Genomic DNA, 25402 nt, shown 5'->3' with positions numbered 1-25402 from the left:
TGTCGTGTCGTTCGTGTCGCTCGCTTCGAGATAGGCGCTCCCCTCGCGCGCGTCGAGGCGCTATCGAGGAGGGGCCATGCCCATTCACGATCCCGCCGCCTTCATCCGTGCCCACACGCGGCTCCTGCCGGTGCCCCACGCGCCACGGCTCCGCCTCCACGTCGCCGACGAGGCGACGGCCCTGTGGGAGAAGACCGAGGAGGAGCTCGGGGAGATCGGGCTGCCGCCGCCGTTCTGGGCCTTCGCCTGGGCCGGCGGGCAGGCGCTCGCGCGATACGTGCTCGATCATCCGGAGGTCGTGGCCGGGCGCAGCGTGCTCGACTTCGCGGCGGGCTCGGGGCTCGTCGGCATCGCGGCCGCGCGGGCGGGCGCGGCGCGGGTCGAGGCCGCCGACATCGACCCCTTCGCCTGCGCGGCGATGCCCCTCAACGCCGCGGCGAACGGCGTCGCGATCCACCCGCGCGCGGCCGACCTCGTCGGGATCGACGAGGGCTGGGAGGTCGTGCTCGCCGGCGACATCTGCTACGAGCGCGACCTCGCCGCGCGGGTGCTGGCCTGGCTGCGCGGGCTCGCCGCCCGCGGCGCGACCGTGCTCGTCGGCGACCCCGGCCGCGCGCATCTCCCCAGGGACGCCGAGGCCGCCGGCCTCGCGCCGCTCGCAACCTACGAGGTGCCGGTGACGCGCGCGCTCGAGGACGCCGAGATCAAGCGCAGCACCGTCTGGCGCCTGCGCTGAGGCGCCCTCAGTCCCCCGCGATCGCCTCCCGCGCCGTCCGCGCGAGTGCCGCCCGGCTCGCCGGGCGGGTGTAGAACATGTGCCCGCCGGGATAGGTCTCCTCGACGATCCGCTCCTGCAGGCTCGCGGGGAGCTGGCGCAGGACGAGCGTCGAGGCGAAATAGGGCGTCACGAGGTCCGTGAGCCCGTGTACCACGACGACGTCGAGGCTCTCGTCGAGCGCCATCGCGGCGGCGAGCGCGCCGAGCGCCTCCGGGGCGGAGCGCGCCGAGCCGTAGTCCCAGGCCCTGGAGACGCCGCCGTTGAGGAGCACCCATTGCCGCTCGGGCACCCAGTCCAGCTTCTCCCGGTAGAGCGTCAGCGCCGCCGCCGTGAGCGGCGCGGTGAGCGCGTCGAGGACCGGGTCGCGGTAGCGCGGCGTGGCGCGGGTGGGCGCGGGGTCGGGCGTGGTGACGCCGGTATCGTAGAGGCTGCCGACGCGGCCCTCGTCTCGCCAAAGCTCCCGGGCGAGGAAGCTGGCGTCGATGCGCCCGGCCTGCCGTCGAACGAGGTCCTCGGGCAGGCCGGTGAGGTCCGCGATTCGCGCCACCACCCGCCCGACCGCGTCCTCGTCCGAGAGGCCGGCGAGCAGGTCGGAGACGTACTCCCCGGTGGCGTAGGCCTCGACCTCGGCGAGCGCCTCCCGCGAGGCCTCCCCCGCCGAGATCCTCGCGGCCTTGTCGAGCGCCGCCGCGGCGAGCGAGGGCAAGAGCGCGACCCGGCCCATCAGGTTCGTGTCGACGGGGCTGATCCAGGCGAAGTCGAGCACCGGCGAGACGAGGACGAGGGCGGAGAGTGCCATGCCGCGATCGCTCGCGAGCGTGTCGGCGAGGAGCGGCATGCGAAAGCCGCCGTAGCTCTCGCCGACTGCGGCCTTGGGCGAGGCGGCGCGGCCGTTCTCGACGGACCAGCGCACGACGAAGTCGGCGAGCGCGGCGATGTCGCCGGAGACCGAGAGATAGCGGCTGCGCGTTTGGTCGCTCGGCGCCACGAGCCGCGAGTAGCCCGTGCCGACGGGGTCGACGAAGACGAGGTCGGTGAAGGCGAGCCAGGTGTCGGGGTTCTCCGAGAGGGCCGGCGGGGCGGAGGGCACGATGACGTCCTCGCCGAAGCCGATCGTCCAGGGGCCGAGCGCGCCGAGATGCAGGTAGGCGGAGGCCGCGCCGGGCCCGCCGTTGACGACGAACGTCACCGGGCGGCGCGCCGGGTCGGCCTCGGGATCGACGTAGGCGACGTAGGCGATGTCCGCCTCCTCCTCGCCGGAGGAGCCCGTCAGGGTGAGCACGCCCGCGGTGGCCGAGAAGGCGAGGGGCTCGCCGTCGACGACGAACTCGTGGCGGGTGGTCACGGGCTCGGGCAGCCGCAGCCCGTCGGCGGAGACCGGACGATCGGCGGCCGGCGTTCCGCCCGCCGGCTCCTGAGCGAGGACGGACGCGGGGAGGAGGACGATGCTCGCCGCGAGCAGGCGAGCCGCGAGGAGGATCGCGTGCGGGCGTGGAATTCTGGACGGGGTCAAGGTGGGCTCCGGGAGGTTGGATCGGTCGCCCAGCCTAACGCACGCGTGCCGATCCGGAGCCGCACCCGCGCTCACGGCTTCGCGAGGCGCGCGCACCGTGCGGGCGTGAGCGACCACGGACCAGCGCATGGCTCCAGAGAATGGCCGAAGGCTCGGATGGTGGGCGCGACAGGGATTGAACCTGTGACCCTTCGCGTGTGAAGCGAATGCTCTCCCGCTGAGCTACGCGCCCGTTCCGAGGCGCGCTTCTTAGGCCGACGCGCGCGCTCCGTCAAGCGTTCGATCGCCGGCGCTCGCGTGGCGGATTTCTCGTCTTCGCGGCGTGCCGGCAACAGCACATTCACGAAATTCTGATTATGGTCCCGGCGTGGCATTTCGTAGGCTGCATGGTGACCTCGCGTCATCGGCGAGCGAGCGGGTGTCCCCGGCACGCGTCAAGGACCAGGAGCTTCCATGCGGTTCGTTCTCTCACTCACCCTGGCGCTGGCCGTCGCCCTCGGCGCCCTCGCCCTGCAGCCGACGCGGGCGTCGGCGGAATGGATCAACCCCGCCCTCCTCGACGGAGCCGGCGGCGTCGGCGGCGACTTCTTCCAGGGCTCGTCGATCCCGCGCCGCGTCGTCGACTACGACGGGCGCTACGCGCCGGGCACGATCGTGATCAGCCATTCCGAGCGCCGGCTCTACCTCGTGCAGGAGGGCGGCAAGGCCATCCGCTACGGCGTCGGCGTCGGCCGCCCCGGCTTCGGCTGGCGCGGGTCCTACCGTCTCACCCGCATGGCCGAGTGGCCGGATTGGCGCCCGCCGGCGGCGATGCGCCGCCGCCAGCCGGGACTGCCGGTGTTCATGGCCGGCGGCCCGGAGAACCCGCTGGGCGCCCGCGCCCTCTACATCGGCAACACGCTGTGGCGCATCCACGGCTCGAACGAGCCGCACACGATCGGCGAGGCGGTCTCCTCGGGCTGCATCCGCATGACCAACGAGGACGTGACGGACCTCTACAGTCGCGTGCGCGTCGGCGCGCGCATCGTGATGAAGGACTGAGCGTCGGGCGCCGGGCCGGTCGAGCGCGAAGGAAAGCGCCGCCCGGCTCAGCGTCGGCGCGGCGGCTCGCGCGACATCCCCTTCGCCGCGAGCTCGGAGAGGTACTCCGACCAGCGCTCGGCGTGCTGCTCGCCGAGGCGGCGCAGGTAGTCCCATCCATAGATGCCGGTGTCGTGCATGTCGTCGAAGACGAGCTTGACGGCGTAGTTGCCCACCGGCTCGACGCCGATGATCATCACCTCCATCTTGCCCGGCACCGTCTTGCGCTCGGCGGGGGAGTGGCCCTGCACCTCCGCCGACGGGCTCGTCACCCGCAGGTACTCCGCCGGCAGGGCGAAGGTCGCGCCGTCGTCGTAGGTCACCGTCAGCGTGCGGCGGTCGCGGGAGACGCGCAGCTCCGTCGGCCACGCGACCGCGGCGCCGCCGCTCGCTTCGGACATCTCGATCGCGCTCATCGGCAATTCCTTCATTCGCGCATGCGCATGCGTTGACGCGGCCGGGCTTCTCTTCCATCCTCCCGCGCCCATATGGCGAGGACGGCCGGCGGACGATACAGAAGCCGCGCGCGCGGGCAAGACGTGGCGCAGTCCGGTCCGGCGACGGTTGCGGGAGGAGTCGAGTTGAGCGAGCCGATCATCACGCGCGCCGCGAGCGAGGCGGCCCCCGACGCGGGCGCGCCGCTCGTCGACCCGTTCGGCCGGGCGATCTCCTACCTGCGCGTCTCCGTCACGGACCGCTGCGACTTCCGCTGCGTCTACTGCATGTCGGAGAACATGACGTTCCTGCCCAAGCGCGACCTGCTCACGCTCGAGGAGCTGGACCGGCTCTGCTCGGTCTTCGTGCGCCACGGCGTGCGCAAGCTGCGGATCACCGGGGGCGAGCCGCTGGTGCGTCGCGACATCATGACGCTGTTCCGCAACCTCGGCCGCCATCTCGAGACCGGCGCGCTCGAGGAGCTGACCGTCACGACCAACGGCTCGCAGCTCGCCCGCCACGCCGCCGAGCTCGCCGCGTGCGGCGTGCGGCGCATCAACGTCTCCATGGACACGCTCGACGCCGACAAGTTCCGCGCCATCACCCGCTGGGGCGACCTCGGCCGCGTCATGGAGGGGCTCGACGCCGCTCAGGCGGCGGGCCTTTCGGTGAAGATCAACGCGGTGGCGCTCAAGGGCGTCAACGAGGACGAGATCGAGCCGATGCTGGAATGGGCGCACGGGCGCGGCATGGATCTCACGCTCATCGAGGTCATGCCGCTCGGCGAGATCGAGACCCACCGGGTCGACCAGTTCCTGCCGCTCTCGCAGGTCCGCGCCCGGCTGATGGACCGCTACACGCTCGCGGACCTGCCGGACCGCACCGGCGGCCCCGCGCGCTACGTCCGCGTGGCGGAGACCGGCGGGCGGCTCGGCTTCATCACGCCGATGACGCACAATTTCTGCGAGAGCTGCAACCGCGTCCGTCTCACCTGCACCGGCACGCTCTACATGTGCCTCGGCCAGGAGGACGCCGCCGACCTGCGCACGCCGCTGCGCCAGTCGGAGGGCGACGCGCGTGTCGCCCAGGCCATCGCCGACGCGATCACGCGCAAGCCCAAGGGCCACGACTTCGTCATCGACCGCCGCGTGAACCGCCCGGCGGTGGGGCGGCACATGAGCGTGACGGGGGGGTGACGCCGGCGGTCTCGTCTCGCTGCACCGCGGCATCTTCCGTTCCCCGCGTGATGCGCTAGTGTGCGCCCCGTAGCCGCGGGAGACGCACACATGAAAGAGCTCACGGACCGCACCGCCCTCGTCACCGGCGGCACGTCGGGGATCGGCCTCGCCATAGCCGAGGCGCTCGCCGGCGCGGGCGCCAACGTGATGATCGACGGCTTCGGGGAGACCGACGCCTGCGAGGCGCTCGCCAAGCGGCTCGCCGACGCGCACGGCATCAAGGCCGCCTGGACCGGCGCCGACGTGTCCAAGCCCGACCAGCTCGCAGCCGCCGTGGACCGCGCCGAGCGCGAACTCGGCCCCGTCGACATCCTTGTCAACAACGCGGGCGTCCAGCACGTCTCGCCGGTGGAGGACTTCCCCGTCGAGCAGTGGGACCGCATCGTCGCGATCAACCTCTCCTCGGCCTTCTACGCGACGCGCCTCGTGATAGGGGGCATGAAGGAGCGCGGCTTCGGGCGCATCGTCAGCACGGCCTCGGCGCACTCCCTCGTCGCCTCGCCCTACAAGTCCGCCTACGTCGCGGCCAAGCACGGGCTCGTGGGCTTCACCAAGACGGTGGCGCTGGAGGCGGCGGCCCACGGGGTCACCGTCAATTGCATCTCGCCCGGCTACGTCTGGACGCCCCTCGTCGAGAAGCAGATCCCCGACACGATGAAGGCGCGCGGGCTCACCCGCGAGCAGGTGATCGAGGACGTGCTCCTCAAGGCCCAGCCGACCAAGGCGTTCGTCACCGTCGAGCAGGTCGCCGCCATGGCGCTGTTCCTGTGCTCCGACGCCGCGAGCCAGGTGACGGGGGCGAACATCTCCATGGACGGAGGGTGGACGGCGCAGTGAGGGGGCTGCCGCAACGGTGCCGATAAGCTTGAAACAGTGCACCTGGTGCACTATCTTCTGATCGCCGGGGGCGTAGCCGATGGCGAGGATCGCCTCGTTCGGACGGTACGCCGTCTACATCTATGCGGCGCCTGCGGAGCATCCGCCGCCGCACTTCCACCTGGTCGGACCGGACACGAACGTCTCGATCGCGATCAGGACCGGAAAGGTGATCGAAGGCGCATGTCGCGACCGGGCGCTTCTTGCTGAAGTTCGCCGCTGGGCGACACGGGAGCGAGGCAGCCTCTTGGCGAAGTGGGAGGAGCTCAATGAGCGGCGATGATGACTTCGTGGTCGGCCGGAGGCTTCCTTCGATCGCAGCGGTTCGGGCCCTGGAGCCATTTCGTGTCGAGGTGACGTGGGAGCATGGTGAGCGTGCGGGTGGACCGGAGGTGATCGATCTCGGCCCATTCATCGAGCGCTTCGCAGTCTATGCTCCGCTCGACCGGGATCGTGCCTTGTTCATGACGGCCCGCCTCGGACCTTACGGCTCATCGATCGAGTGGGGCGACGGATCGATCGACTTGAGCTCCGTAGCGCTCGAGGAGATCGCCAGCGAGGCCGAGGCGACGTTGGACTTCAAGGCGTTCCTCGACGAGCAGGGATGGACGTTCGACATCGCCGCGAGGCGTCTCGGTCTCGGGCGTAGAACCGTTGCCTACTACGCTGCGGGCCGTCCCGTGCCGAAAGCCGTCGCCCTAGCTTGCCGATTTTTTCAGCTGTCACGGGCGCAGCGCCGGAGCATGGCGCCCGGCCACGTCAAGCGGACGAGACACAAGGCCGCATGACCGAGCGCTCCCCACTCCCCGGCCTCGCCGGTCCCCGCGCCGAGAAGGCGGTCTCCCTCGCGCTGCAGGGCGGGGGCGCGCACGGGGCGTTCACCTGGGGCGTGCTCGACGCCATCCTGGAGGACGGTCGGCTCGCCATCGAGGCGGTGTCGGGGGCGTCCGCGGGCGCCATGAACGCCGTCGTCCTCGCGGAGGGCTGGCGCCGCGGCGGCGCGGACGGGGCGCGGGCCTGCCTGGAGCGCTTCTGGCGCACGATCAGCCTCGACGGCGACCTGCCCGCGTACAAGGCCCGCATGGTGCGTCAGGCGCTGGGCCTGTGGACGGACGAGCGCTCGCCCTGGCGCTTCTGGACGGAGGCCTTCTCTCCCTTCACCACGCCCTACCAGAACATCCTCGACGTCAACCCGCTGCGGGACGCGCTGGCCGACCTCATCCGCTTCGAGGAGGTGCGCGCCTGCGGCGACGTCAAGCTGTTCGTCTCGGCGACCAACGTCTGGACCGGCAAGATCCGGGTGTTCGCGCGCGAGGAGCTGACCGTCGACCACCTCCTCGCGTCCGCCTGCCTGCCGGAGATCTTCAAGGCGGTGGAGATCGACGGGGTGCCCTACTGGGACGGCGGCTACATGGGCAACCCGCCGCTCTTCCCCCTCTTCTACGGCGTCGCCACCGACGACGTGCTGCTCGTCCAGATCAACCCGATCGAGCGGCGCGAGACGCCGCGCACCCGGGCCGAGATCCGCGACCGGCTCTCGGAGATAGGCTTCAACGCGCCGCTACTGCGCGAGCTGCGCGCCGTCGACTTCGTGACGCGCCTGCTCGACGAGGGCAAGCTCGCCGAGGGCGACTACAAGCGCGTGCTGATGCACCGGATCGAGCCGACGGGGCACTTCGACGATTTCCCCGCCTCCACGCGCCGCAAGGCGGACTGGACGATGATGAAGACGCTGTTCGAGCGCGGCCGCGGCGCCGCGCGGGACTGGCTCGCCCGGCACTGGGAGGACATCGGCGTGCGGCCCACGATCGAGCTCAAGCGCGACTATTCCTGAGCCGCAGCGCGGCGCGCGATCTCCGTGCGCGATCTCCGTGCGCGATCTCCGTGCGCGATCTCCGTGGACGACCGGCGGAATGTGGCGCCGCGTGGCGCCGGCGCCCTTGCGCGCGCATGCTTCTTGCTTGACGGTCGGCGAGCAACTCGACCGTGAGAGCCCGCGCCCCGTGTCCATTCTCGTCGCCCTGCACCACGTCACGCAGTATCGGTACGACCGGCCGATCGGCATCGGCCCGCAGGTGATCCGCCTGCGGCCGGCGCCGCATGCCCGCACGCGCGTCCCCAGCTACGCGCTCAAGGTGCAGCCCGCCAATCATTTCATCAACTGGCAGCAGGACCCGCACGGGAACTGGCTCGCGCGGCTCGTCTTCCCCGAACCCGCGAGCGAGCTGAAGATCGAGGTCGACCTCACCGCCGACATGGCGGTGGTCAACCCGTTCGACTTCTTCGTCGAGCCCTATGCCGACGACTTCCCCTTCGCCTACGCGCCGGATCTGGCCGAGGAGCTCGAGCCCTATCTCCAGCCGGAGGAGCCGGGCGAGCGGATGGAGGCGTTCCTCGCCGCCATCGACCGCACGAAGCGCAGCACGGTGACCTTCCTCGTCGAGCTCAACGCCCTCGTCCAGAGCGCGGTGCGCTACATCGTCCGGATGGAGCCCGGCGTGCAGACGCCGGAGGAGACGTTGACGCTCGGCTCCGGCTCCTGCCGCGATTCGGCGTGGCTGCTCGTCCAGATCCTGCGCCGCCTCGGCTTCGCGGCGCGCTTCGTGTCGGGCTACCTGATCCAGCTGAAGGCCGACATCGACCCGATCGAGGGACCCAAGGGCACCGAGCACGACTTCACCGACCTGCACGCCTGGGCGGAGGTCTACGTGCCCGGCGCCGGCTGGATCGGCATGGACGCGACGTCCGGCCTCTTCTGCGGCGAGGGCCACATCCCTCTGTGCGCCACGCCGCACTACCGCTCGGCGGCGCCGATCACCGGCGCGACCGACCCGGCGAACGTCGAGTTCGGCTTCGAGATGCACGTCACCCGCATCCTCGAGGCGCCGCGCGTCACGCGGCCCTTCGACGAGACGGCCTGGGCGGCGCTCGAGGCGCTGGGAGACCGGGTCGACGAGGACCTCGTCGCCCAGGACGTGCGCCTCACGACGGGCGGCGAGCCGACCTTCGTCTCCATCGACGACCCCGACGGGGCGGAGTGGAACATCGCCGCCGTGGGGCCCACCAAGAAGGATCGCGCGGACACCCTGATCCGGCGCCTGCGCGACCGGTTCGGGCCGGGCGGCTTCCTGCATTACGGGCAGGGCAAGTGGTATCCCGGCGAGCAGTTGCCCCGCTGGGCCTTCGGGCTCTACTGGCGCCGCGACGGCGAGCCGATCTGGCGAGACGCCGCGCTCATCGCGGGTCCGGGCGCGGCGGCCACGAAGGCCCCGCCCGCCGCGGCGAAGCGCTTCGTCGAGGGGCTCGCCGAGCGGATGCACCTCTCCGCCGGCTACGCCCAGCCGGCCTGGGAGGACCCCGCGCACTGGCTGATGAAGGAGGCCGAGCTGCCGGAGGGCGTCGACCCCGCCAACCCGGCCCTGAAGGACCCCGAGGAGCGCGCACGCATGATGCGCGTGTTCGAGCGCGGCCTCGGCGAGCCGGTGGGCTTCGTCCTGCCCATCCAGCGCTGGAACGCGGCGGACGGCGCGCGGCGCTGGCGCTCCGAGATCTGGCGCACGCGCCGCGGCAAGCTGTTCCTGATCCCGGGTGATTCGCCGGTGGGCCTGCGCCTGCCGCTCGACTCCCTGCCCGTCATCGCGCCCGAGCACTACCCCCACATCCACCCACGCGATCCGCTGGAGCCGCGGGGCGCGCTGCCGCGCTATCCGCGGCCCGACCGCGATCCGGCGGCGCGGCGCCAGGCCGTCGCCGCGCAGAACGCCGTGGGCGAGGCGGTGCGCACCGCGCTCTCGGTGGAGGTGCGCGACGGGATCATCCACGTCTTCATGCCGCCGGTGGAGCAGGTCGAGGATTATCTCGAGCTCCTCGCCGCCGTCGAGGCGACCGCCCGCGAGACGGGGCTACCCGTGCGCGTGGAGGGCTACACGCCGCCCTTCGACCCGCGCATCGACGTGATCAAGGTCACGCCCGATCCCGGCGTCATCGAGGTCAACATCCAGCCCGCCGCCTCCTGGCGCGAGGCGGTGGCGATCACGTCGGGCGTCTACGAGGAAGCGCGGCAGGCGCGGCTCACCGCCGAGAAGTTCATGGTCGACGGCCGCCACACCGGTACCGGCGGCGGCAACCACGTCGTGCTCGGCGGCGCGAGCCCGCCCGATTCGCCCTTCCTGCGCCGGCCGGACCTGCTCAAGAGCCTGATCCTCTACTGGCAGCGCCATCCCTCCCTGTCGTTCCTGTTCTCCGGGCTGTTCATCGGCCCCACCAGCCAGGCGCCGCGCCTCGACGAGGCGCGCGACGACGCGCTCTACGAGCTCGAGATCGCGCTCGCGCAGGTGCCGGACCCCGACGTCGGCAGCATCCCGCCCTGGCTCGTCGACCGGCTGTTCCGCAACCTCCTCACCGACGTCACCGGCAACACCCACCGCGCCGAGATCTGCATCGACAAGCTCTACTCGCCGGACGGGCCGACGGGCCGGCTCGGCCTCGTCGAGTTCCGCGGCTTCGAGATGCCGCCGGACGCGCGGATGTCGCTCGCGCAGCAGCTCCTGCTGCGCGCCCTCGTCGCCTGGCTCTGGCGCGAGCCGCAGGGCGGCTCGCTCGTGCGCTGGGGCACCGGCCTGCACGACCGCTTCATGCTCCCGCACGTCGTCTGGGAGGACTTCCGCGGCGTGCTCGCCGACCTGTCGGAAGCCGGCTATCGCTTCGAGGAGAGCTGGTTCCGGGCGCAGTGGGAGTTCCGCTTCCCGCTCTACGGCCGGGTCGAGCACGGCGGCGTCGCGCTCGAGCTGCGCCAGGCGCTCGAGCCCTGGCACGTCATGGGCGAGGAGGGGGCGATCGGCGGCACCGTGCGCTACGTCGACTCGTCCGTCGAGCGGCTGGAGGTGCGCGCGCAAGGGATCGTGCCCGGCCGCCACGTCATCGCCTGCAACGGCCGGCGCCTGCCGATGACCTCGACGGGACGCGGCGGCGAGGCGGTGGCGGGCGTGCGCTACAAGGCCTGGCAGCCGCCGTCGGGGCTGCACCCGACGATTCCCGTCCACGCGCCGCTCACCTTCGACGTCATCGACGGCTGGAACCGCCGCTCGCTCGGCGGCTGCGTCTACCATGTCGCCCATCCGGGCGGGCGCAACTACGAGACCATGCCGGTCAATTCCTACGAGGCCGAGGCGCGCCGCCTCGCGCGCTTCCAGGACCACGGCCACACGCCCGGGCGCATCGACCCGCCGCCGGAGGAGCCCGCCGCGGAATTCCCGATGACGCTCGACCTGCGGAGGCCGCCGGCATGACGGCGCTCACCCGGGCCCAGGCGCGCGAGCTGATCCATGGCCTGAGCCATTGGACGCAAGGCTACGCGCCGTTGCCCGGGGCCGCCGACGAGCTGATCGGCCCGGACGGGACGCCGCGCCCGGCCTGGGCGCGCCTCGCCCGGGCGCTCGGGCCGATGAGCCCCGGCGATCTCGCCCGCGGCTTCGGCTCGGCCGAGCGGCACATCCGCGAGGTCGGCATCTCCTATCGCGTCCACGGCGAGGCCGCGGACCGGGCCTGGCCTGTCGCGCACCTGCCGATCGTCATCGACGCCGCCGAATGGAAGGCGATCGCCGCGGGCGTGGCCCAGCGCGCGCGGCTGATGGAGGCGCTGCTCGCCGAGATACACGCCGGCGGCGCGGCGCCCGACGGCGCGCCGCCGGCGGCCGCGATCGTGGGGAGCCCGAACTACCTGCGCCCCCTCGTCGGCGTCGCGCCGCCGGGCGGGCGGCACCTGTCGCTCTACGCCGTCGACATCGGCCGCGGACCCGATGGTCGCTGGTGGGTGCTGAACGACCGCACGCAGGCGCCGTCGGGGGCCGGCTACGCGCTCGAGAACCGCATCGTGCTCTCGCGGGTCTACCCCGCGCTGATGGAGCGCCTGCGCGTCCAGCGGCTCGCGCCCTTCTTCGCCGCCTTCCGCGACGGGCTCGCCGCGCTCGGCGCGCGGGAGGATCCCCGCATCGGCCTGCTGACGCCGGGGCCGTACTCCGAGACCTATTTCGAGCAGGCGACGCTCGCGCGCTATCTCGGCCTGCCGCTGGTCGAGGGCGACGATCTCGTGGCGCGCGACGGGTCGGTCTACGTGCGCACCGTGTCGGGCCTGAAGCGAATCGACGTGCTCTGGCGGCGCGTCGACGGCGACTACTGCGACCCGCTCGCCCTCGACGCGCGCTCGCGGCTCGGTGTGCCCGGGCTCGTCGCGGCGCTGCGCGCGGGTGGCGTCGCCATGGCGAACATGCCCGGCGCCGGCGCCGTCGAGCAGCCGGCGCTGATGGGCTTCATGGCCCTGCAGTGCCGCCGGCTGCTGGGCGAGGACCCGCTCCTGCCCAACATCGCCACTTGGTGGTGCGGCGAGCCGGTGGCGCGGGAGGAGGCGCTCGCGCGGCTCGAGACGCTCGCCTTCGCCGACGCCTTCGTGCCCGGCCCCTCGACGCTCGGCGCCGAGCTCGACGCGCAGGGCCGCGCCGCGCTCGCCGCACGCATCCGCACCCGCGGTGTCGACGTCGTCGGCCAGGAGGTCGTGCGCCTGTCGACGACGCCGGTGTGGCGCGACGGGACGCTCGAGCCGCGGCCGTTCTCGCTGCGCGTCTACGCGGCGGCGACGCCGAGCGGCTGGCAGGTGATGCCCGGCGGCTTCGCGCGCATCGCCGAGCGGCCGGACGCGCGGGCCGTCAGCATGGGCGAGGGCACGCTCTCCGCCGACGTCTGGGTGCTCGCGGACGCGCCGGTGGCGCGGGTCTCGCTCGTGCCGCAGGAGCGCATCCGCCGCGTCTCCGGCCACCTGCCGAGCCGCGCCGCCGACAACCTGTTCTGGCTCGGGCGCTATCTCGAGCGGGCGGAGGCGACGACGCGGCTCGTCGCGGCGCTCGCGGCGGCGCGGCTCGAGGGCGGGGAGGGCGGCCCCGGCGACGAGACGGTGGCGCGGCTCGAAGGCCTGATCCGCGCGCTCGGCGCGGTTCCCGATGACGAGGAGGATGCCGAGAGCGCGGACGGAGAGGGCGGGGGAGGGCGCGAGGCGGCGGCGGTCTCGCTCGTCGCGGCGCTCCCTGCGCGCGACATCGCCCGCACGGCCCTCGACGACGCAGCGGCGCCCGGCTCCGTCGCGGCCGCGATCGCCTCCGCCCGGCGGGCGGCGTCGCACCTGCGCGACCGGCTCGCGCCGCAGGCCTGGCGGCTCGTCTCGGAGCTGTCCCCCGGGGCGCCCGCGGGCGAGGACGAGATCGCCTCGCCGGCCGACACGCTCGACCGGGCGCAGGCGCTGCTCGAACGGTTCGCCGCCATCGCCGGGCTCGTGCACGAGAACATGACGCGCTCGGACGGCTGGCGGCTCCTCGACATGGGCCGGCGCATCGAGCGCGGGCTCGCCGCCTGCCGGGTCACCGGCGCGCTCGCGGGCGCGGGCGCCACGAGCGGCGACCTCGACGCGCTCCTCGACATCGTCGACTGCCAGATCACCTACCGCACGCGCTACCTGTTCGGGCCGGCGCCCGCGCCGGTGCGCGACCTCGCGCTGATCGACCCGAACAGCCCGCGCTCGCTCGCCTTCCAGGCCGAGCGCATCCTCGAGCACGTGCGCGCGCTCCCCGCCTTGCGCGAGGACGGCCTGCCCGAGCCGCCCGAGCGTCTCGCCGCGACGCTGGCACGCGGCCTCGCCATCGCCGACGCCGCCACGATCGACGCGCCGGCGCTCGCCGCCTTCGAGGCGGACCTCGCCGATCTCGCGGACGCGATCGGCGCGCGCTACTTCCCTCACGGCGCCGCGGCGGAGCGGCCCGAGAAGCTGAGCGGCCTCGCGTGATCTACCGCATCCGCCACGTCACGACCTATTCATACGAGGCCACGGTCGCCTCCGCGCGCTGCGTGCTGCGGCTCACGCCGCGCGACGACGCCGGGCAGGCGCGGCTGTTCGGCGACGTGCGTGTGACGCCCGATGCGCGGCTGCGCGAGGAGACCTGCTTCTTCGGGGCGCGCCTGCATCACGCCGAGATCGACACGCCCCACCGCGAACTGCGCATCGAGGCCCGCGCGCGGGTGCGGATCACGCGCACGCCGCCGGCCGTGCCCGCGGAAGACCCCGCCTTCGAGGACGTGCGCGCCGCCGCCGCGACGGGCACGAGCCGCGCGCCGGACGCGCCGGTCCACGCGCTCTTCCCCAGCCAGGCCGTGCCGGCGGCGCCGGAGATCGCGGCGTGGGCGAGCGCCTCGCTGCCGGAGGGCACGGGCGTCTTCGCCGGCACGCGCGATCTCATGCGGCGCATTCACGCCGAGTTCGCCTACGCGCCCGGCGAGACCGACGTCGCCACCCCCGCCCGCGAGGCCTTCCGCGCCCGCAGGGGCGTGTGCCAGGACTTCGCCCACGTGATGATCGCCGGGCTGCGCGGGCTCGGCCTGCCGGCGCGCTACGTCTCCGGCTACCTGCGCACCATTCCCCCCGAGGGCCGGCCGCGGCTCGTCGGGGCGGACGCCACCCACGCCTGGGTCGAGGCCTGGTGCGGGCCGGATCTCGGCTGGATCGGCTTCGACCCCACCAACGCCGCCCTCGTCGGCCCCGATCACATCGTCCTCGCCGTCGGGCGCGACTACGCCGACGTCTCCCCCGTCGACGGCGTCGTGATCTCCTCCGGCGGGCAGAGCCTGGCGGTCAGCGTCGACGTGGTTCCGGAGGAAGAGGAGCGCGGGGCCTGATCCCGCGCCGTTCGCTCCCTTGCGTTCTCCGCGGCCCTGGTGCTTGTGTCGGGCGAGGGGAAGGACACGATGACGACGCTGACGACAGACGGCATCCAGCCCGCCGAGACGATTCGGGCGCTCGCCCGTGAGGGCGCCATCGCGAGTGAACGGCCCTTCCTGGCCGACCAGGTCCAGCCGGCGAGCCTCGACCTGCGGCTCGGCGCCCGCGCCTGGCGGGTGCGCGCGAGCTTCCTGCCGGGGCCGCGCCGCAGCGTGCGTGCGCGGCTCGACGGCATCGCGCTCCACGAGCTCGACCTGTCGCGGCCCGTCGTGCTGGAGACGGGCTGCGTCTACATCGCCGAGATCCAGGAGCGCCTCGCGCTCCCCGCCGACCTCTCCGCCTCCGCCAACCCGAAGAGCTCGACGGGGCGCATCGACGTGTTCACCCGCGTGATCGCCGACCAGGCTCAGGAGTTCGACGTGGTGGACGCCGGCTATCGCGGCCCGCTCTACGCCGAGATCTCGCCGCGCACCTTCCCCGTCCTGGTGCGCGAGGGCACGCGGCTCTCGCAGCTGCGCCTGCGCCGGGGCGAGGTGCGGCTCTCGGACGACGAGCTCGCCGCGCTCCACGCCAGCCAGACGCTGGTGACCTCCGCGACGCCCTCCTTCCAGAACGGCATCGCGGTCTCGGTCGATCTCTCCGGCTTCGGCGAGGGGCGGCTCGTCGGCTACCGCGCCCGCCGCCACACCGCCCTCGTCGACGTCGACGCGGTGGGTGCGCATCGAACGGCCGACTTCTGGGAACCGCTCCACGCCGACGGCGGGGGGGAGCTGATCCTCGACCCGGGCCAGTTCTACATCCTGGCTTCGAAGGAGGCGGTGCACGTGCCGCCGGACTACGCCGCCGAGATGGTGCCGTTCGATCCGCTGGTGGGCGAGTTCCGCGTCCACTACGCCGGCTTCTTCGATCCGGGCTTCGGCCACGCCGGCGCCGACGGGGCCGGCGCGCGCGCGGTGCTCGAGGTCCGCTCGCGCGACGTGCCCTTCATCTTGGAGGACGGCCAGACGGTCGGCCGCCTCGTCTACGAGCGCATGGCCGCCCGCCCGGCGGTGCTCTACGGGGCGGGCGCGGGCTCGAACTACCAGGCGCAGGGGCTCAAGCTGTCGAAGCACTTCGCCTGAGCCGCGCGCCCCGGGCGCGCGGGTCAGCGCAGGCGCTCGTCGAGGAACCTCAGCATCGCGTCCCAGGACTGGAGGTCCGCCTCCGGCTCGTAGTCGCCGCTGCCCCACACCGTGAAGGAATGGCGCGCGCCGCCGTAGATCTCCATGCGGTAGTCGATCTCGGCCTCGTTCAGCGTGGCGGCGAGCGCCGCGACGTCCTCCATGCCCGAGACCGGGTCGGCGGAGCCGTGGAGCACCAGGAGGTCGCCCCGCATCGCGTCCCAGGTCGCGCCCTCGGGCGCCTGCAGGCCGCCGTGGAAGCTCACGAACGCATCGAGATCGGCGCCCGCGCGGGCGAACTCCAGCACGGCCGCGCCGCCGAAGCAGTAGCCGATCACCGCCGCCGCCTCCGGGTCGACGCCGTCCTGCATGCCGGCCGTCTCCAGCGCCGCCGCGAGGCGCGCGCGCATCGCCGCGCGGTCGGCGTAGAGCTTGCCGGATTCCGCGCGGCTCTCCTCGGTCGTCGTCGGGCGCACGCCCCGGCCGTAGAGGTCGACCGCGAAGGCCGCGTAGCCGCGCTCGGCGAGCATGGTGGCGCGGCGCTCCTCGTAGGCGCCGAGCCCGTCCCAGTCGTGGATGACGAGGACGAGCGGGCGGTCCTCGTCGAAGCCCTCGTTGACGGCGAGGAAGCCCTCGTAGGCGACGCCGTCGATCTCGTAGACGACGGCCTCGGTGCGGATCTGCGCCTGCGCGGCGCCCCCCGCGAGGACGAGGGCGGCAGCGCCCGCGGCGATGGCTTCGAGGGTGCTGTGCATGGGGGCTTCCTCTCGATGGTGGGGATACCGATGCACCGGAGTTAGGGCGCGGTGGCCGCGAGGAAAGTCGTGAACGGCGATCACGCAACCGTGATCACCGCGCCACTGGAAAGCACAATTGCAGTCCTATTTCGATGTGTGCGACGCGCTGCAAGACTATCTCTGGCGCGCGCTCCCCCGATAGCCAGCAAAAGAGAGGCTAGCCATGCGTTTCCTCAAGACGATGACGATCGCCGCCGCTGCAGTCCTGATGACGGTTTCCGTCTCCAAGGCCCAGGACATCGTCGATACCGCGGTCGCCGCCGACGATTTCACGACGCTCGTCGCCGCGGTCGAGGCCGCCGGGCTCGTCGAGACGCTCAAGGGCGAGGGGCCGTTCACGGTCTTCGCGCCGACGGACGCCGCCTTCGCAGCGCTGCCGGAGGGCACGGTCGAGAACCTGCTCCTGCCGGAGAATCGCGATCAGCTCGTGGCCGTGCTGACCTACCACGTCGTTCCCGGGCGCGTGATGTCCTCCGACCTCGCCGGCCAGCAGGTCTCGCCGGAGACCGTGCAGGGCTCGACCCTGATGATCGACGCGACCGGCTCCTCGGTGATGGTCAACACCGCCACCGTCGTCACCGCCGACGTGGAGGCCTCGAACGGCGTCATCCACATCATCGACACGGTGCTCATCCCCGAGTGAGGCCGGTCCCGGAGGTCGCCTCCGGGCCTCTCGTAGCGACGGGCCGTCCGCACCCCGTGCGGGCGGCCTCTTCGCGTGCGGCCTCAGCCCAGCACCTCGCCGGGCGCATGCGCCAGCACGACGACCCGCGTGCCGGTGGGCACGCGACGGTGCAGGTCGATGATGTCCTGGTTGAACAGCCGGATGCAGCCCGACGAGATCGCCGTGCCGATGGACCAGGGCTCGTTCGTGCCGTGGATGCGGTAGAGCGTGTCGCGACCGCCCTGGTAGAGATAGAGCGCCCGCGCTCCGAGCGGGTTCTCGACCCCGCCCGGCAGGCCGCCGGCAACGGGGCCGTAGCGCTCCGGCTCGCGGCGGATCATGTTCGCGGTCGGCGTCCAGCGCGGCCAGGCGGCCTTGCGCGCGACCGTGGCGGTTCCCGCGAAGGCGAGTCCCTCCTTGCCCACGCCGATGCCGTAGCGCATCGCCTGCCCGCCACCCAGCGAAAGGTGCAGGAAGCGCTGGTTCGTGTCCACCGTGATCGTGCCCGCGGGCTCGCCGGTCGGGTCGCGCACGACCTGGCGCCAGAAGCGCGGATCGACCACGCCCGGGTCGATCGCCGGGAGCGGGTGCTCCTCGTTCGGCAGCGCGGCGTACATCGCCTGCACGTCCGGCGGAATGGCGGGGGCGAGCGGCTCGACCGGCGCACGCGCGGCCTGCACGCAGCCGCCGAGCGCGAGCGTGCCGCCGATGATGAAGCCGCGCCTGGTGATGTCCGCGATCATGATGATCGACCTTCCTTTCCTCTTCGTCCTTCGGCCCCTGCACGTCCCGTACAGGCTCGTCGGCGATGCGTCGACGCCTTCACGAGAGTTTGAGGCGTTCGTGAGGCGCCCGCGCGGGTCGTGCTCGCACATGCGAAGGGCGTCGCCCCCGCCGGGGAGCGACGCCCTTCGCATAAAAGCCGCGCGCGTGCGCGCGGGTCAGTTGCGGTATTGCTGGATGCGCGTGGTGCGCAAGCCGGCGAGGCCGTGCTGGTCGATCGAGTGCTGCCAGGAGAGGAATTCCTCCGTCGTCAGCGTGTAGCGCTGGCAGGCTTCCTCGAGGCTCAGCAGCCCGCCGCGGACCGCGGCGACCACCTCGGCCTTGCGACGGATCACCCAGCGACGGGTGTTCGTCGGCGGCAAGTCCGCGATCGTCAGCGGGCTGCCGTCGGGCCCGATGACGTATTTCGCCCTCGAGCGAAGCGGTTCGGTCATGGTACTCTCACACACTCGACTGACCAATGTCGGGTGCGACGTTACGGCCCGGCGCTTAAGAAAGGCTGAAATGAAAACCTCGGTTTCGACACCGAGGACTCGCGCTGCCGGCGCGATCACGTTTGCGAGACTCCCGTCACCTGCGAGAGCGGCACGCGCACGTTTCCGGCGATCAGGACCGGTTCGGCGCCGGTGAGGTCGAGACCCGTCACGTTGCCCGAGAACGTCGTCGAGACCTCGACCGGCTGGCCGGCGGCATCCAGCCCCTGGACGCGGATCGCGTAGCTTCCCGGCGGCGCCACGGCGCCGGTGTCGGTGCGCCCGTCCCAGACGAAGCTCTGCTTGCCGGCCTGGAGCGCCTGCTGCCGCGTCGCGACGACCCGCCCCGTGGCGTCGAGGATCTCGACCGCCGCCCTGGAGGCCGCCCGCGGCAGCGTGAGGCTCCAGGTCGCCTGCCCGTTCTCGAGCTGGGCCTCGCGGCCCATCGCCTCGATGCGCTTGCCGATGAAGCTCGACGCCGTCGAGACGTTGGCGGCGCGCGTCGAGGTGAGGAGCGAGCCCAGCATCTCGTTCGTCTTGATCTGCTGCTCGACCGAGGCGAACTGGACGAGCTGCTGGGTGAACTGGTTCGTGTCCAGCGGATCGAGCGGGCTCTGGGCCTGGAGCTGCGTGGTCAGCAGCGTCAGGAACTGGTCGAAGTTCTGCGCGATCGCCCGCCGGTCGCGGCCGGCCTCGCTCATCCCGCCCTGCGCCGCGGCCTGTGAGGCCGCACTCGTCACGCCGCTCGCCATCGCCCGTCCTCCTCAGATCCGTACGTCGACGCCGACGAGCCCGCCGGCGAGCAGCCGGCGCGGCGCGAGCGCCTCGAGCGCGCGCGGCTCCGGCGGGCCGCCGCCGCGCTCGCCGTCGCCGCGCCGCCCGCGGCCGTCGCGACCCTCGCGATCGGCGAAGGCGGTCTCGCCGCGGCCGAAGGCCTGGCCGTCGCTCCTGCCGTCGTCCTGCTTCAGCGACATCTGCACCGAGCTCTCGTTCGTCTTGAGGCCCGCCTGCTCGAAGGCGCGCTCCAGCGCCTTCGCGTCGCGCTGGAGCAGCGCGAGCGTCTCGGGCCTCTCGACCTGGAGGCGGGCGGTCACCTCGCCTTCCTCGATCTCGAGCGAGACGTCGATGCGGCCGAGCTCGACGGGGTCGAGCCGGATCATGAAGCGGTTGAGGTTGCCCAGGCTCCTGAGCCCGATCTCGATCGGCACCGCGCCGAGCGGCACGTTCGCCAGGACCGGCGGCTGCGGCGCTCCGGGTGGCGTCGCCGTGGCGGGCGCGGGAGCCGGCGTGGGCGGCGGGACCTGGATCTGCGGCTGCGGCAGGGGCGTGGTGCCCGGCTGCGGCTGCGACTGGGGCTGGGATTGAGTCTGGCCCTGCGCCTGGCCCTGCGCCTGGGCCTGCGCCTGGGCCTGGGCTTGTGTCTGCGATTGGCTCGCGGACGCCTCCGCCTGCGGCGTGGCGCCGGGCTGTGCCCCGCCCGCGCCCGTCGGCTGGAGGACACCCTGCTGGCCGGCCGCCGCCTTCGCCTGGCCGTCGAGGGCGGCGCTCGCGTCTCCGCCGACCGCGGCCGCGGGAAGGCTCGACGGCTCGACCGTCGGGGCGGGGACGGCCGCGTCGGGTACAGCGGCCCGGGCGAGCGCCTCGGCCAGAGGGCCCGCCGTCGGCGACGCGGCGGCCGGCGTCGATGCCGGCGTGCCTTCGCCTCGGGCCCCGGCGGCCGGCGCTCCGGCCTCCGTCGCCGATGCTCCCGATGCCGCGGCGCCGCGGCCGCGGGCCGTGGCGCCGGAGGCGCCCGGGATAGCAGCCGAGCCGGGGGCCGCACCCGCCCGTGCCGCGGCGGCGATCGCCGCGCCGGGCGGCGTCGTCGGTGGACCGCCGTGCGATCCGCCGGGAGCCGGCGCCGGAGCCGCGGCGAGCGCGACTGCGGCATGACCCGCGGTTTCGGCGCCGGACGCCGGCGCGTCCGCGCCGGCGTGCCCGTCGATCGGCGCGGCCGCGTCGTCCGGCGTGCCGGCCGCCGCCGGCTTCGGCGCCGCCTCCGCGGGCGAGGGTGCCGCGGGCGCGTCCGTCTCCGGCGGCGCGGAGAGCGATCCGGCCGTGCGGTCGTCCCCCACGGTCTCGGCGCGAGCCTCCTCGATCCGCGGACGATCGTTCGGCGCGTGCGCGTCCGGACGCTCGCGGACGGCGCCGACGTCGTCGCGCCGCTCGGCGTCTCGGCTCGCCTCGTCGCGCCTCTCGATGTCTCGCGCGTCCCGGGATCGCCGCGTGCGATCCGGCCCGCCGCTGTCGACGTCGTCGCGCGCGCGCGGCTCCGCTTCGCGGGCGCGGCCCGCGTCGTCGGGCCGGTGCGGCTCGGCCCGCGGCTCGAGCCGCGTGTCGGCGCGCCGCTCCGGGCGCCCCGGCGGATCGTCCGCATCGACGCGGAACGCGGGCGCGTCCTCGCGTGGCCGCGCCTGCGGCCGGGGATCGGGACGCCGGGTGGGATCGGCGGCTAGGGGGTCGAGACGCATCGTGTCCTCGTACCGGTGACGCGGGCCCGGGGCGCTGTCGCGCACCGGGCTCCGGAGGCGACGCCGCAAGAGCCGGGCCAGCCCGGGGATCCTCCCGCCCGTCCCGCGCATCCCGCCCAGAAGCCTTGCCGCGCAAGGCATCGGGCTCCGCCGCCGGCGCGTGGTTCCGCTCGGCGGACGCCCGCCGCCCGGCAGCTTCCGCCGGGCCGCGCGGCAGAAACTGCCGCCCCGCGCTGGAAAGAGCGGCCCCGCATCGCTATAGAAGGGGCGTGCGTCGCCAGCCGGCACACCCGCGCGCGAGCGCGGACGAGAGAGCGCGAACCGAGAGCGCGGACCGAGGAGGAGCCGGAGCGGCATGACGAACAGCCTCGACATCGCCAAGGCACCGTCGGCGACGCGCGTCGTCGTCGCCATGTCGGGCGGCGTCGATTCCTCCGTCGTCGCCGCGCTCCTGAAGCGGGAGGGCTACGACGTCGTCGGCGTCACGCTCCAGCTCTACGACCACGGTGCGGCGGTCCACCGCGCCGGCGCCTGCTGCGCGGGACGGGACATCCACGACGCCCGCCGCGTCGCGGAGACGATCGGCATCCCGCACTACGTGCTCGACTACGAGAGCCGCTTCCGCGAGGCGGTGATCGAGCGCTTCGCCGACAGCTATCTCTCGGGCGAGACGCCGATCCCCTGCGTCGAGTGCAACCGCTCGATCAAGTTCCGCGACCTGCTCGAGACCGCCCGCGAGCTGGGCGCGGACGTGCTCGCCACCGGCCACTACGTCGCGAGCCGCCCGCTCGCCGGCGGTGGGCGCGGCCTGTTCCGCGCGGCGGACCCGGACCGCGACCAATCCTATTTCCTCTACGCCACGACCCCCGCGCAGCTCGACCTCCTGCGCTTCCCGCTCGGCGAACTCGCCGACAAGGGCGAGACCCGCGCGCTCGCCCGCACGCTCGGCCTCGCGGTGGCGGACAAGGCGGACAGCCAGGACATCTGCTTCGTGCCGCAGGGCCGCTATTCCGACGTGATCACCCGGCTCAAGCCGCACGCGGCCGCGCCGGGCGAGATCGTGCATCTCGACGGGCGGGTGCTCGGCCGTCACGAGGGCATCATCCACTACACGGTGGGCCAGCGGCGCGGCCTCGGTCTCTCGGTGGGCGAGCCGCTCTACGTGGTCGCGCTCGATGCCGAGGCCGCGCGGGTCGTCGTCGGCCCGCGCGAGGCGCTCGCGACGCGCTCCATCCGCCTGCGCGACGTGAACTGGATCGGCGACGGCCCGATCGAGCGGCTCGACGCCGGGCTGGAGGTCGCGGCCCGCGTGCGCTCGACCCGCGCGCCGCGGCCGGCGCTGCTGCGCCGCGTCGCCGGCGAGGCGGGACCGGAGATCGAGGTCTCGCTCGCCTCGCCGGAGGACGGCGTCTCACCCGGCCAGGCCTGCGTGCTCTACGAGAGCGACGACCCGCGCGCCCGCGTGCTCGGCGGCGGCGTCATCGCCAGGCGGCTCGACGCGGGAGCGGGAGAGCCGCGCCGCGCGCCGAGCCTCGCCGAGAGCACCGCCTCGGCCTGACGGACGCCCGACCCTACCCCGAGAGGACCGAGAATGGCCGTCCAGTACGACCTCGAAGGCCAGCGCCGCGTCTACGAGCGCTGGGCCCCCATCTACGATCGCGTCTACCACAAGTTCCTCTCGGACGCGCATCGCAAGACCGCGAAGGCGGCGGCGGCCTGCGGACCGGACATCCTCGAGATCGGGGTGGGGACCGGGCTCGTCCTGCCCTACTACCCGCGAACCGCGCGGGTGTACGGCGTCGATCTGTCGATCCACATGCTGGCGAAGGCGCGCGAGAAGGTGCTCGCCGGCCTGCCGCAGGTGAAGCTCGTCGCGGCCATGGACGCCTGCCGGCTCGGTTTCGCGGACGCGTCCTTCGACGCGGTCGCCGTGCCCTTCGTCATCACCCTGGTGCCGGACCCGGAGGGGGCGCTCGACGAATGCGCGCGCGTGCTCAAGCCCGGCGGCGAAATCGTCGTCGCCTCGAAGCTCGGGCGCGACACGGGTCCGATCGCGGCGGTGGAGGACGCGGTGGCGCCGCTGATGGCCAAGGTCGGCTGGTCGTCCGCCTTCAAGATCAGCCGCATCGCGGCCTGGGCGGAGCGGCGCGGCCTCGCGGTGGAGGAGGTCGCGCCGCTGTTCCCGGCGGGCTTCTTCAAGCTGATGCGCGTGAGGAAGCCCGCCGCCTGAGGTCGCGGCTCACGCCGCCTTCACCTGCTTCAGGAAGCCGCCGACCTCCTGCGAGAGGCCGTTCGCCTGCTCGCTCAGCGCGCGGGCGGCGGAGAGGACGTCGTCGGCCGCCTTGCGGGTGGCCGAGGCGCCGTCCTTGAGCTCGACGACGGAGCCCGAGACCTCGTCGGTGCCGCGGGCGGCCTCCTGGACGTTGCGGGCGATCTCGCTCGTGGCGACGCCCTGCTGCTCCATGGCGGCGGCGATGCCGGTGGCGATCCGGCTCATCTCCGCGACCGTTCCGCCGATACCGGCGATGGCCGCGACCATCTCGTCGGCGACGCCCTGGATCTGCCTCACGTGGGCGGCGATCTCCTCGGTGGCCTTGCCGGTCTGCTCGGCGAGACCCTTCACCTCCGCGGCGACGACGGCGAAGCCCTTGCCGGCCTCTCCGGCGCGCGCCGCCTCGATCGTGGCGTTGAGCGCGAGCAGGTTCGTCTGCCCGGCGATGCCGTTGATGAGCGAGACGATCTCCTCGATCTTCTGCGCCGAGGTGGCGAGCGAGCGCGCCACGTGGTCGGTGCGCTCGACGTCGGCGACGGCGTTGCTCGAGATCTCGGCGGACTTCGTCACCTGCCGGCCGATCTCCTGGACCGACGCGCTCATCTGCTCGGTGGCGGTGGCGACCGCCTGGACGTTGGCCGAGGTCTGCGCGGCGGCCGCGGCGAGCGAGGTCGAGCGGCTGTTGCCGGCGTCGGCCGTCGTAGTCATGCCCTGGGCGGTGGCCTGCATGCGCGCCGCCGCCTCGCCGAGCCCGCGGGTGAGCCCGGCGATGGTCTCCTCGAAGCCGCGCATCAGCCGCTCGAGCGCCTGTGCGCGCCGCTCCTTGGCGGAGGCCTCGCGGGCGGCCTCCTCCTCGGTGGCGCGCTGGCCGCGCAGCGCGTCGGCGAAGACGCCGACGGTGCGGGCCATGGCGCCGATCTCGTCGCGCCGCGCGGTGTCGGGGATCGGCGCGTCGAGGTCGCCCTCGGCGAGGCGGATCATCCGCGCCGAGAGCCGCGCGACGGGCCGCGCCACGCTGCGGCCGAGCGCGAAGCCGATGCCGGCGAGCAGCAGCGTCGCGATCGCGGCGGCGCCGAGGAAGCCGTTGCGCGCCTGCGCCGTCATCGCCTCGATGTCGTCGATGTAGACGCCGGTGCCGATGATCCACTGCCAGGGCTGGTGCCCCTCGACGTAGGCGAGCTTGGGACGCAGCAGCTCCTCGCCGGGGTTCTTCCAGTCGTAGGCGAAGAAGCCGCCGCCGGCGCGGGCGAGCGTCGCCAGCTCGAGGATGATCGAGCGCCCCTGCGGGTCCTTGAGGCCCGACGTGTCGGTGCCCTCCATCGCCGGATTGAGCGGATGCATGACGGTGATGGCGTCGTAGCGGTGGATGAAGAAGTACTCGTTGCCGGCGTAGCGGATCGCCCGCAGGGCGTCGGCGGCGCGGGCCTGCGCCTCCGGCTCGGTCAGCTCGCCGCGCTCCGCCCTGGCGTGGAAGTCGGCGACGATGGTGCGCGCGCTCTCGACGAGATTGCGCAGCGACTCTTCCTTGCGCTCGCGCAGGTGCTCGGAGAGCGTCGCCGAGCCGATCAGCGCGAGCCCCGCGAGCGCGAGGAAGGCGACGGCGACGAGGGCGTAGAAGCGGCCGGCGACGCCGACGACGGGGCCGGACCGGGTTTTCGTGCTCGGGGAAGACTTCGTGGTCGTGGACGACATGGATGCTTGGCTCCGGTTCTCCCCATCGCCATGGAGCCGCGCTCGTTAAGGAAGCCTGAGTATTCGCCGGTCGGGCACGGGTTTTCGCATCCGTCAGCAGGAGTCCGCAACCGTTACGCGGCGAGGTGTCGACGAGGTCGTCGCGGGCGGGTGACGACGCCCCGCGCCGCGCCCGCACGGGCCTCCTCGCGTAGGCCCGCCGGCGCCCCGCGGACCGTCTTGACAGCCCCCGGCGCCCTCCGTATACCCCGCCAACCGACGCGGCGCCCCGCGCGCCGCCGGCCGGGGGCGGAGTAGCTCAGCTGGTTAGAGCAGAGGAATCATAATCCTCGTGTCGGGGGTTCGAGTCCCTCCTCCGCTACCATCTCCCCGA

The 25402-nt window shown here is 73.3% G+C and carries 22 protein-coding genes and 2 tRNA genes; 15 read left to right on the top strand and 9 right to left on the bottom strand.

What is annotated here, in order from left to right:
• Positions 1-76 precede the first annotated feature (76 nt).
• Complete coding sequence (locus AB9M23_RS09260) at positions 77-736, top strand: class I SAM-dependent methyltransferase (RefSeq protein ID WP_372424245.1); 660 nt, start codon at positions 77-79, stop codon at positions 734-736.
• A gap of 7 nt (positions 737-743) precedes the next feature.
• Here the strand turns inward: AB9M23_RS09260 and AB9M23_RS09255 are convergent, their stop codons facing one another.
• Both AB9M23_RS09255 and AB9M23_RS09250 read right to left on the bottom strand, forming a co-directional pair.
• Positions 744-2291 carry a S10 family peptidase gene (locus AB9M23_RS09255; RefSeq protein ID WP_372424244.1) on the bottom strand — a complete coding sequence of 516 codons (1548 nt, stop codon included), beginning with the start codon at positions 2289-2291 and terminating at the stop codon, positions 744-746.
• Between the two features lie 157 nt (positions 2292-2448).
• A tRNA-Val gene (locus tag AB9M23_RS09250) sits at positions 2449-2523 on the bottom strand.
• A gap of 221 nt (positions 2524-2744) precedes the next feature.
• Between AB9M23_RS09250 and AB9M23_RS09245 the strand changes: the two genes are divergently transcribed.
• Positions 2745-3332, top strand: coding sequence for a L,D-transpeptidase (locus tag AB9M23_RS09245; RefSeq protein WP_372424243.1), 588 nt, complete (start codon positions 2745-2747; stop codon positions 3330-3332).
• A 47-nt stretch (positions 3333-3379) separates the two neighbouring features.
• On the opposite strand, the gene AB9M23_RS09240 is transcribed toward AB9M23_RS09245, so the two are convergent.
• Positions 3380-3787, bottom strand: a complete 408-nt coding sequence (locus AB9M23_RS09240; protein WP_372424242.1) for a gamma-butyrobetaine hydroxylase family protein — start codon at positions 3785-3787, stop codon at positions 3380-3382.
• Positions 3788-3952: 165 nt separating this feature from the next.
• Between AB9M23_RS09240 and moaA the strand changes: the two genes are divergently transcribed.
• The 9 genes from moaA to AB9M23_RS09195 all read left to right on the top strand — a co-directional run bounded on the left by moaA (position 3953) and on the right by AB9M23_RS09195 (position 15799).
• Positions 3953-5002 (top strand): GTP 3',8-cyclase MoaA, encoded by a 1050-nt coding sequence (moaA, locus tag AB9M23_RS09235; protein ID WP_372424241.1) that lies wholly within the window; start codon positions 3953-3955, stop codon positions 5000-5002.
• Between the two features lie 90 nt (positions 5003-5092).
• On the top strand, positions 5093-5881 hold the full coding sequence (locus AB9M23_RS09230) for a 3-hydroxybutyrate dehydrogenase (RefSeq protein ID WP_372424240.1): 789 nt from the start codon (positions 5093-5095) through the stop codon (positions 5879-5881).
• Between the two features lie 79 nt (positions 5882-5960).
• Positions 5961-6203, top strand: a complete 243-nt coding sequence (locus tag AB9M23_RS09225) for a DUF4160 domain-containing protein (protein ID WP_372424239.1) — start codon at positions 5961-5963, stop codon at positions 6201-6203.
• On the top strand, positions 6190-6708 hold the full coding sequence (locus AB9M23_RS09220; RefSeq protein WP_372424238.1) for a DUF2442 domain-containing protein: 519 nt from the start codon (positions 6190-6192) through the stop codon (positions 6706-6708). The genes AB9M23_RS09225 and AB9M23_RS09220 overlap by 14 nt, the downstream gene beginning before the upstream one ends.
• Entirely contained in the window at positions 6705-7754 is a 1050-nt protein-coding gene (locus AB9M23_RS09215) for a patatin-like phospholipase family protein (protein ID WP_372424237.1), read from the top strand. The genes AB9M23_RS09220 and AB9M23_RS09215 overlap by 4 nt, the downstream gene beginning before the upstream one ends.
• A gap of 169 nt (positions 7755-7923) precedes the next feature.
• Entirely contained in the window at positions 7924-11208 is a 3285-nt protein-coding gene (locus AB9M23_RS09210; protein WP_372424236.1) for a transglutaminase family protein, read from the top strand.
• Entirely contained in the window at positions 11205-13748 is a 2544-nt protein-coding gene (locus AB9M23_RS09205) for a circularly permuted type 2 ATP-grasp protein (RefSeq protein ID WP_372424235.1), read from the top strand. Before AB9M23_RS09210 ends, AB9M23_RS09205 begins: the two co-directional genes overlap by 4 nt.
• Positions 13745-14635 carry a transglutaminase family protein gene (locus tag AB9M23_RS09200; RefSeq protein ID WP_372424234.1) on the top strand — a complete coding sequence of 297 codons (891 nt, stop codon included), beginning with the start codon at positions 13745-13747 and terminating at the stop codon, positions 14633-14635. Before AB9M23_RS09205 ends, AB9M23_RS09200 begins: the two co-directional genes overlap by 4 nt.
• A 69-nt stretch (positions 14636-14704) precedes the next feature.
• A complete protein-coding gene (locus tag AB9M23_RS09195; protein ID WP_372424233.1) occupies positions 14705-15799 on the top strand; it encodes a 2'-deoxycytidine 5'-triphosphate deaminase in 1095 nt (364 codons plus the stop codon).
• A gap of 23 nt (positions 15800-15822) precedes the next feature.
• On the opposite strand, the gene AB9M23_RS09190 is transcribed toward AB9M23_RS09195, so the two are convergent.
• Positions 15823-16593 (bottom strand): dienelactone hydrolase family protein, encoded by a 771-nt coding sequence (locus AB9M23_RS09190; RefSeq protein ID WP_372424232.1) that lies wholly within the window; start codon positions 16591-16593, stop codon positions 15823-15825.
• A gap of 205 nt (positions 16594-16798) precedes the next feature.
• On the opposite strand from AB9M23_RS09190, the gene AB9M23_RS09185 reads away from it, so the two are divergent.
• Positions 16799-17278: a fasciclin domain-containing protein gene (locus tag AB9M23_RS09185; protein WP_372424231.1), complete on the top strand. Its 480-nt coding sequence runs from the start codon at positions 16799-16801 to the stop codon at positions 17276-17278.
• Between the two features lie 83 nt (positions 17279-17361).
• Here AB9M23_RS09185 and AB9M23_RS09180 read toward each other — a convergent pair whose 3' ends face one another.
• From AB9M23_RS09180 to AB9M23_RS09165, 4 genes are all read right to left on the bottom strand, one after another.
• The gene (locus AB9M23_RS09180; protein WP_372424230.1) at positions 17362-18042 is read right to left on the bottom strand and encodes a L,D-transpeptidase; all 681 of its coding nucleotides are present in this window, start codon (positions 18040-18042) and stop codon (positions 17362-17364) included.
• A 198-nt stretch (positions 18043-18240) separates the two neighbouring features.
• Complete coding sequence (gene sciP, locus AB9M23_RS09175; protein WP_029030908.1) at positions 18241-18516, bottom strand: CtrA inhibitor SciP; 276 nt, start codon at positions 18514-18516, stop codon at positions 18241-18243.
• Positions 18517-18632: 116 nt separating this feature from the next.
• Positions 18633-19307 carry a flagellar hook assembly protein FlgD gene (locus AB9M23_RS09170; RefSeq protein WP_372424229.1) on the bottom strand — a complete coding sequence of 225 codons (675 nt, stop codon included), beginning with the start codon at positions 19305-19307 and terminating at the stop codon, positions 18633-18635.
• Between the two features lie 12 nt (positions 19308-19319).
• Complete coding sequence (locus tag AB9M23_RS09165) at positions 19320-21065, bottom strand: flagellar hook-length control protein FliK (protein ID WP_372424228.1); 1746 nt, start codon at positions 21063-21065, stop codon at positions 19320-19322.
• 355 nt (positions 21066-21420) lie between these two features.
• Here AB9M23_RS09165 and mnmA point away from each other — a divergent pair, with 355 nt between their 5' ends.
• Positions 21421-22623 carry a tRNA 2-thiouridine(34) synthase MnmA gene (gene mnmA, locus AB9M23_RS09160; RefSeq protein ID WP_372424227.1) on the top strand — a complete coding sequence of 401 codons (1203 nt, stop codon included), beginning with the start codon at positions 21421-21423 and terminating at the stop codon, positions 22621-22623.
• 33 nt (positions 22624-22656) lie between these two features.
• The gene (locus tag AB9M23_RS09155) at positions 22657-23295 is read left to right on the top strand and encodes a class I SAM-dependent methyltransferase (RefSeq protein WP_372424226.1); all 639 of its coding nucleotides are present in this window, start codon (positions 22657-22659) and stop codon (positions 23293-23295) included.
• A 9-nt stretch (positions 23296-23304) separates the two neighbouring features.
• Here the strand turns inward: AB9M23_RS09155 and AB9M23_RS09150 are convergent, their stop codons facing one another.
• The gene (locus AB9M23_RS09150; RefSeq protein ID WP_372424225.1) at positions 23305-25029 is read right to left on the bottom strand and encodes a methyl-accepting chemotaxis protein; all 1725 of its coding nucleotides are present in this window, start codon (positions 25027-25029) and stop codon (positions 23305-23307) included.
• A gap of 287 nt (positions 25030-25316) precedes the next feature.
• Between AB9M23_RS09150 and AB9M23_RS09145 the strand changes: the two genes are divergently transcribed.
• Positions 25317-25393 (top strand) — tRNA-Met (locus AB9M23_RS09145).
• The last annotated feature ends 9 nt before the right edge of the window (positions 25394-25402 follow it).

The sequence above is a fragment of the Salinarimonas chemoclinalis genome, assembly GCF_041514305.1.
GTDB classification, from domain to species: domain Bacteria; phylum Pseudomonadota; class Alphaproteobacteria; order Rhizobiales; family Beijerinckiaceae; genus Salinarimonas; species Salinarimonas chemoclinalis.
The sequence above is the reverse complement of the archived record's forward strand: the minus strand, read 5'-3'. Positions and strand labels throughout refer to the sequence as shown.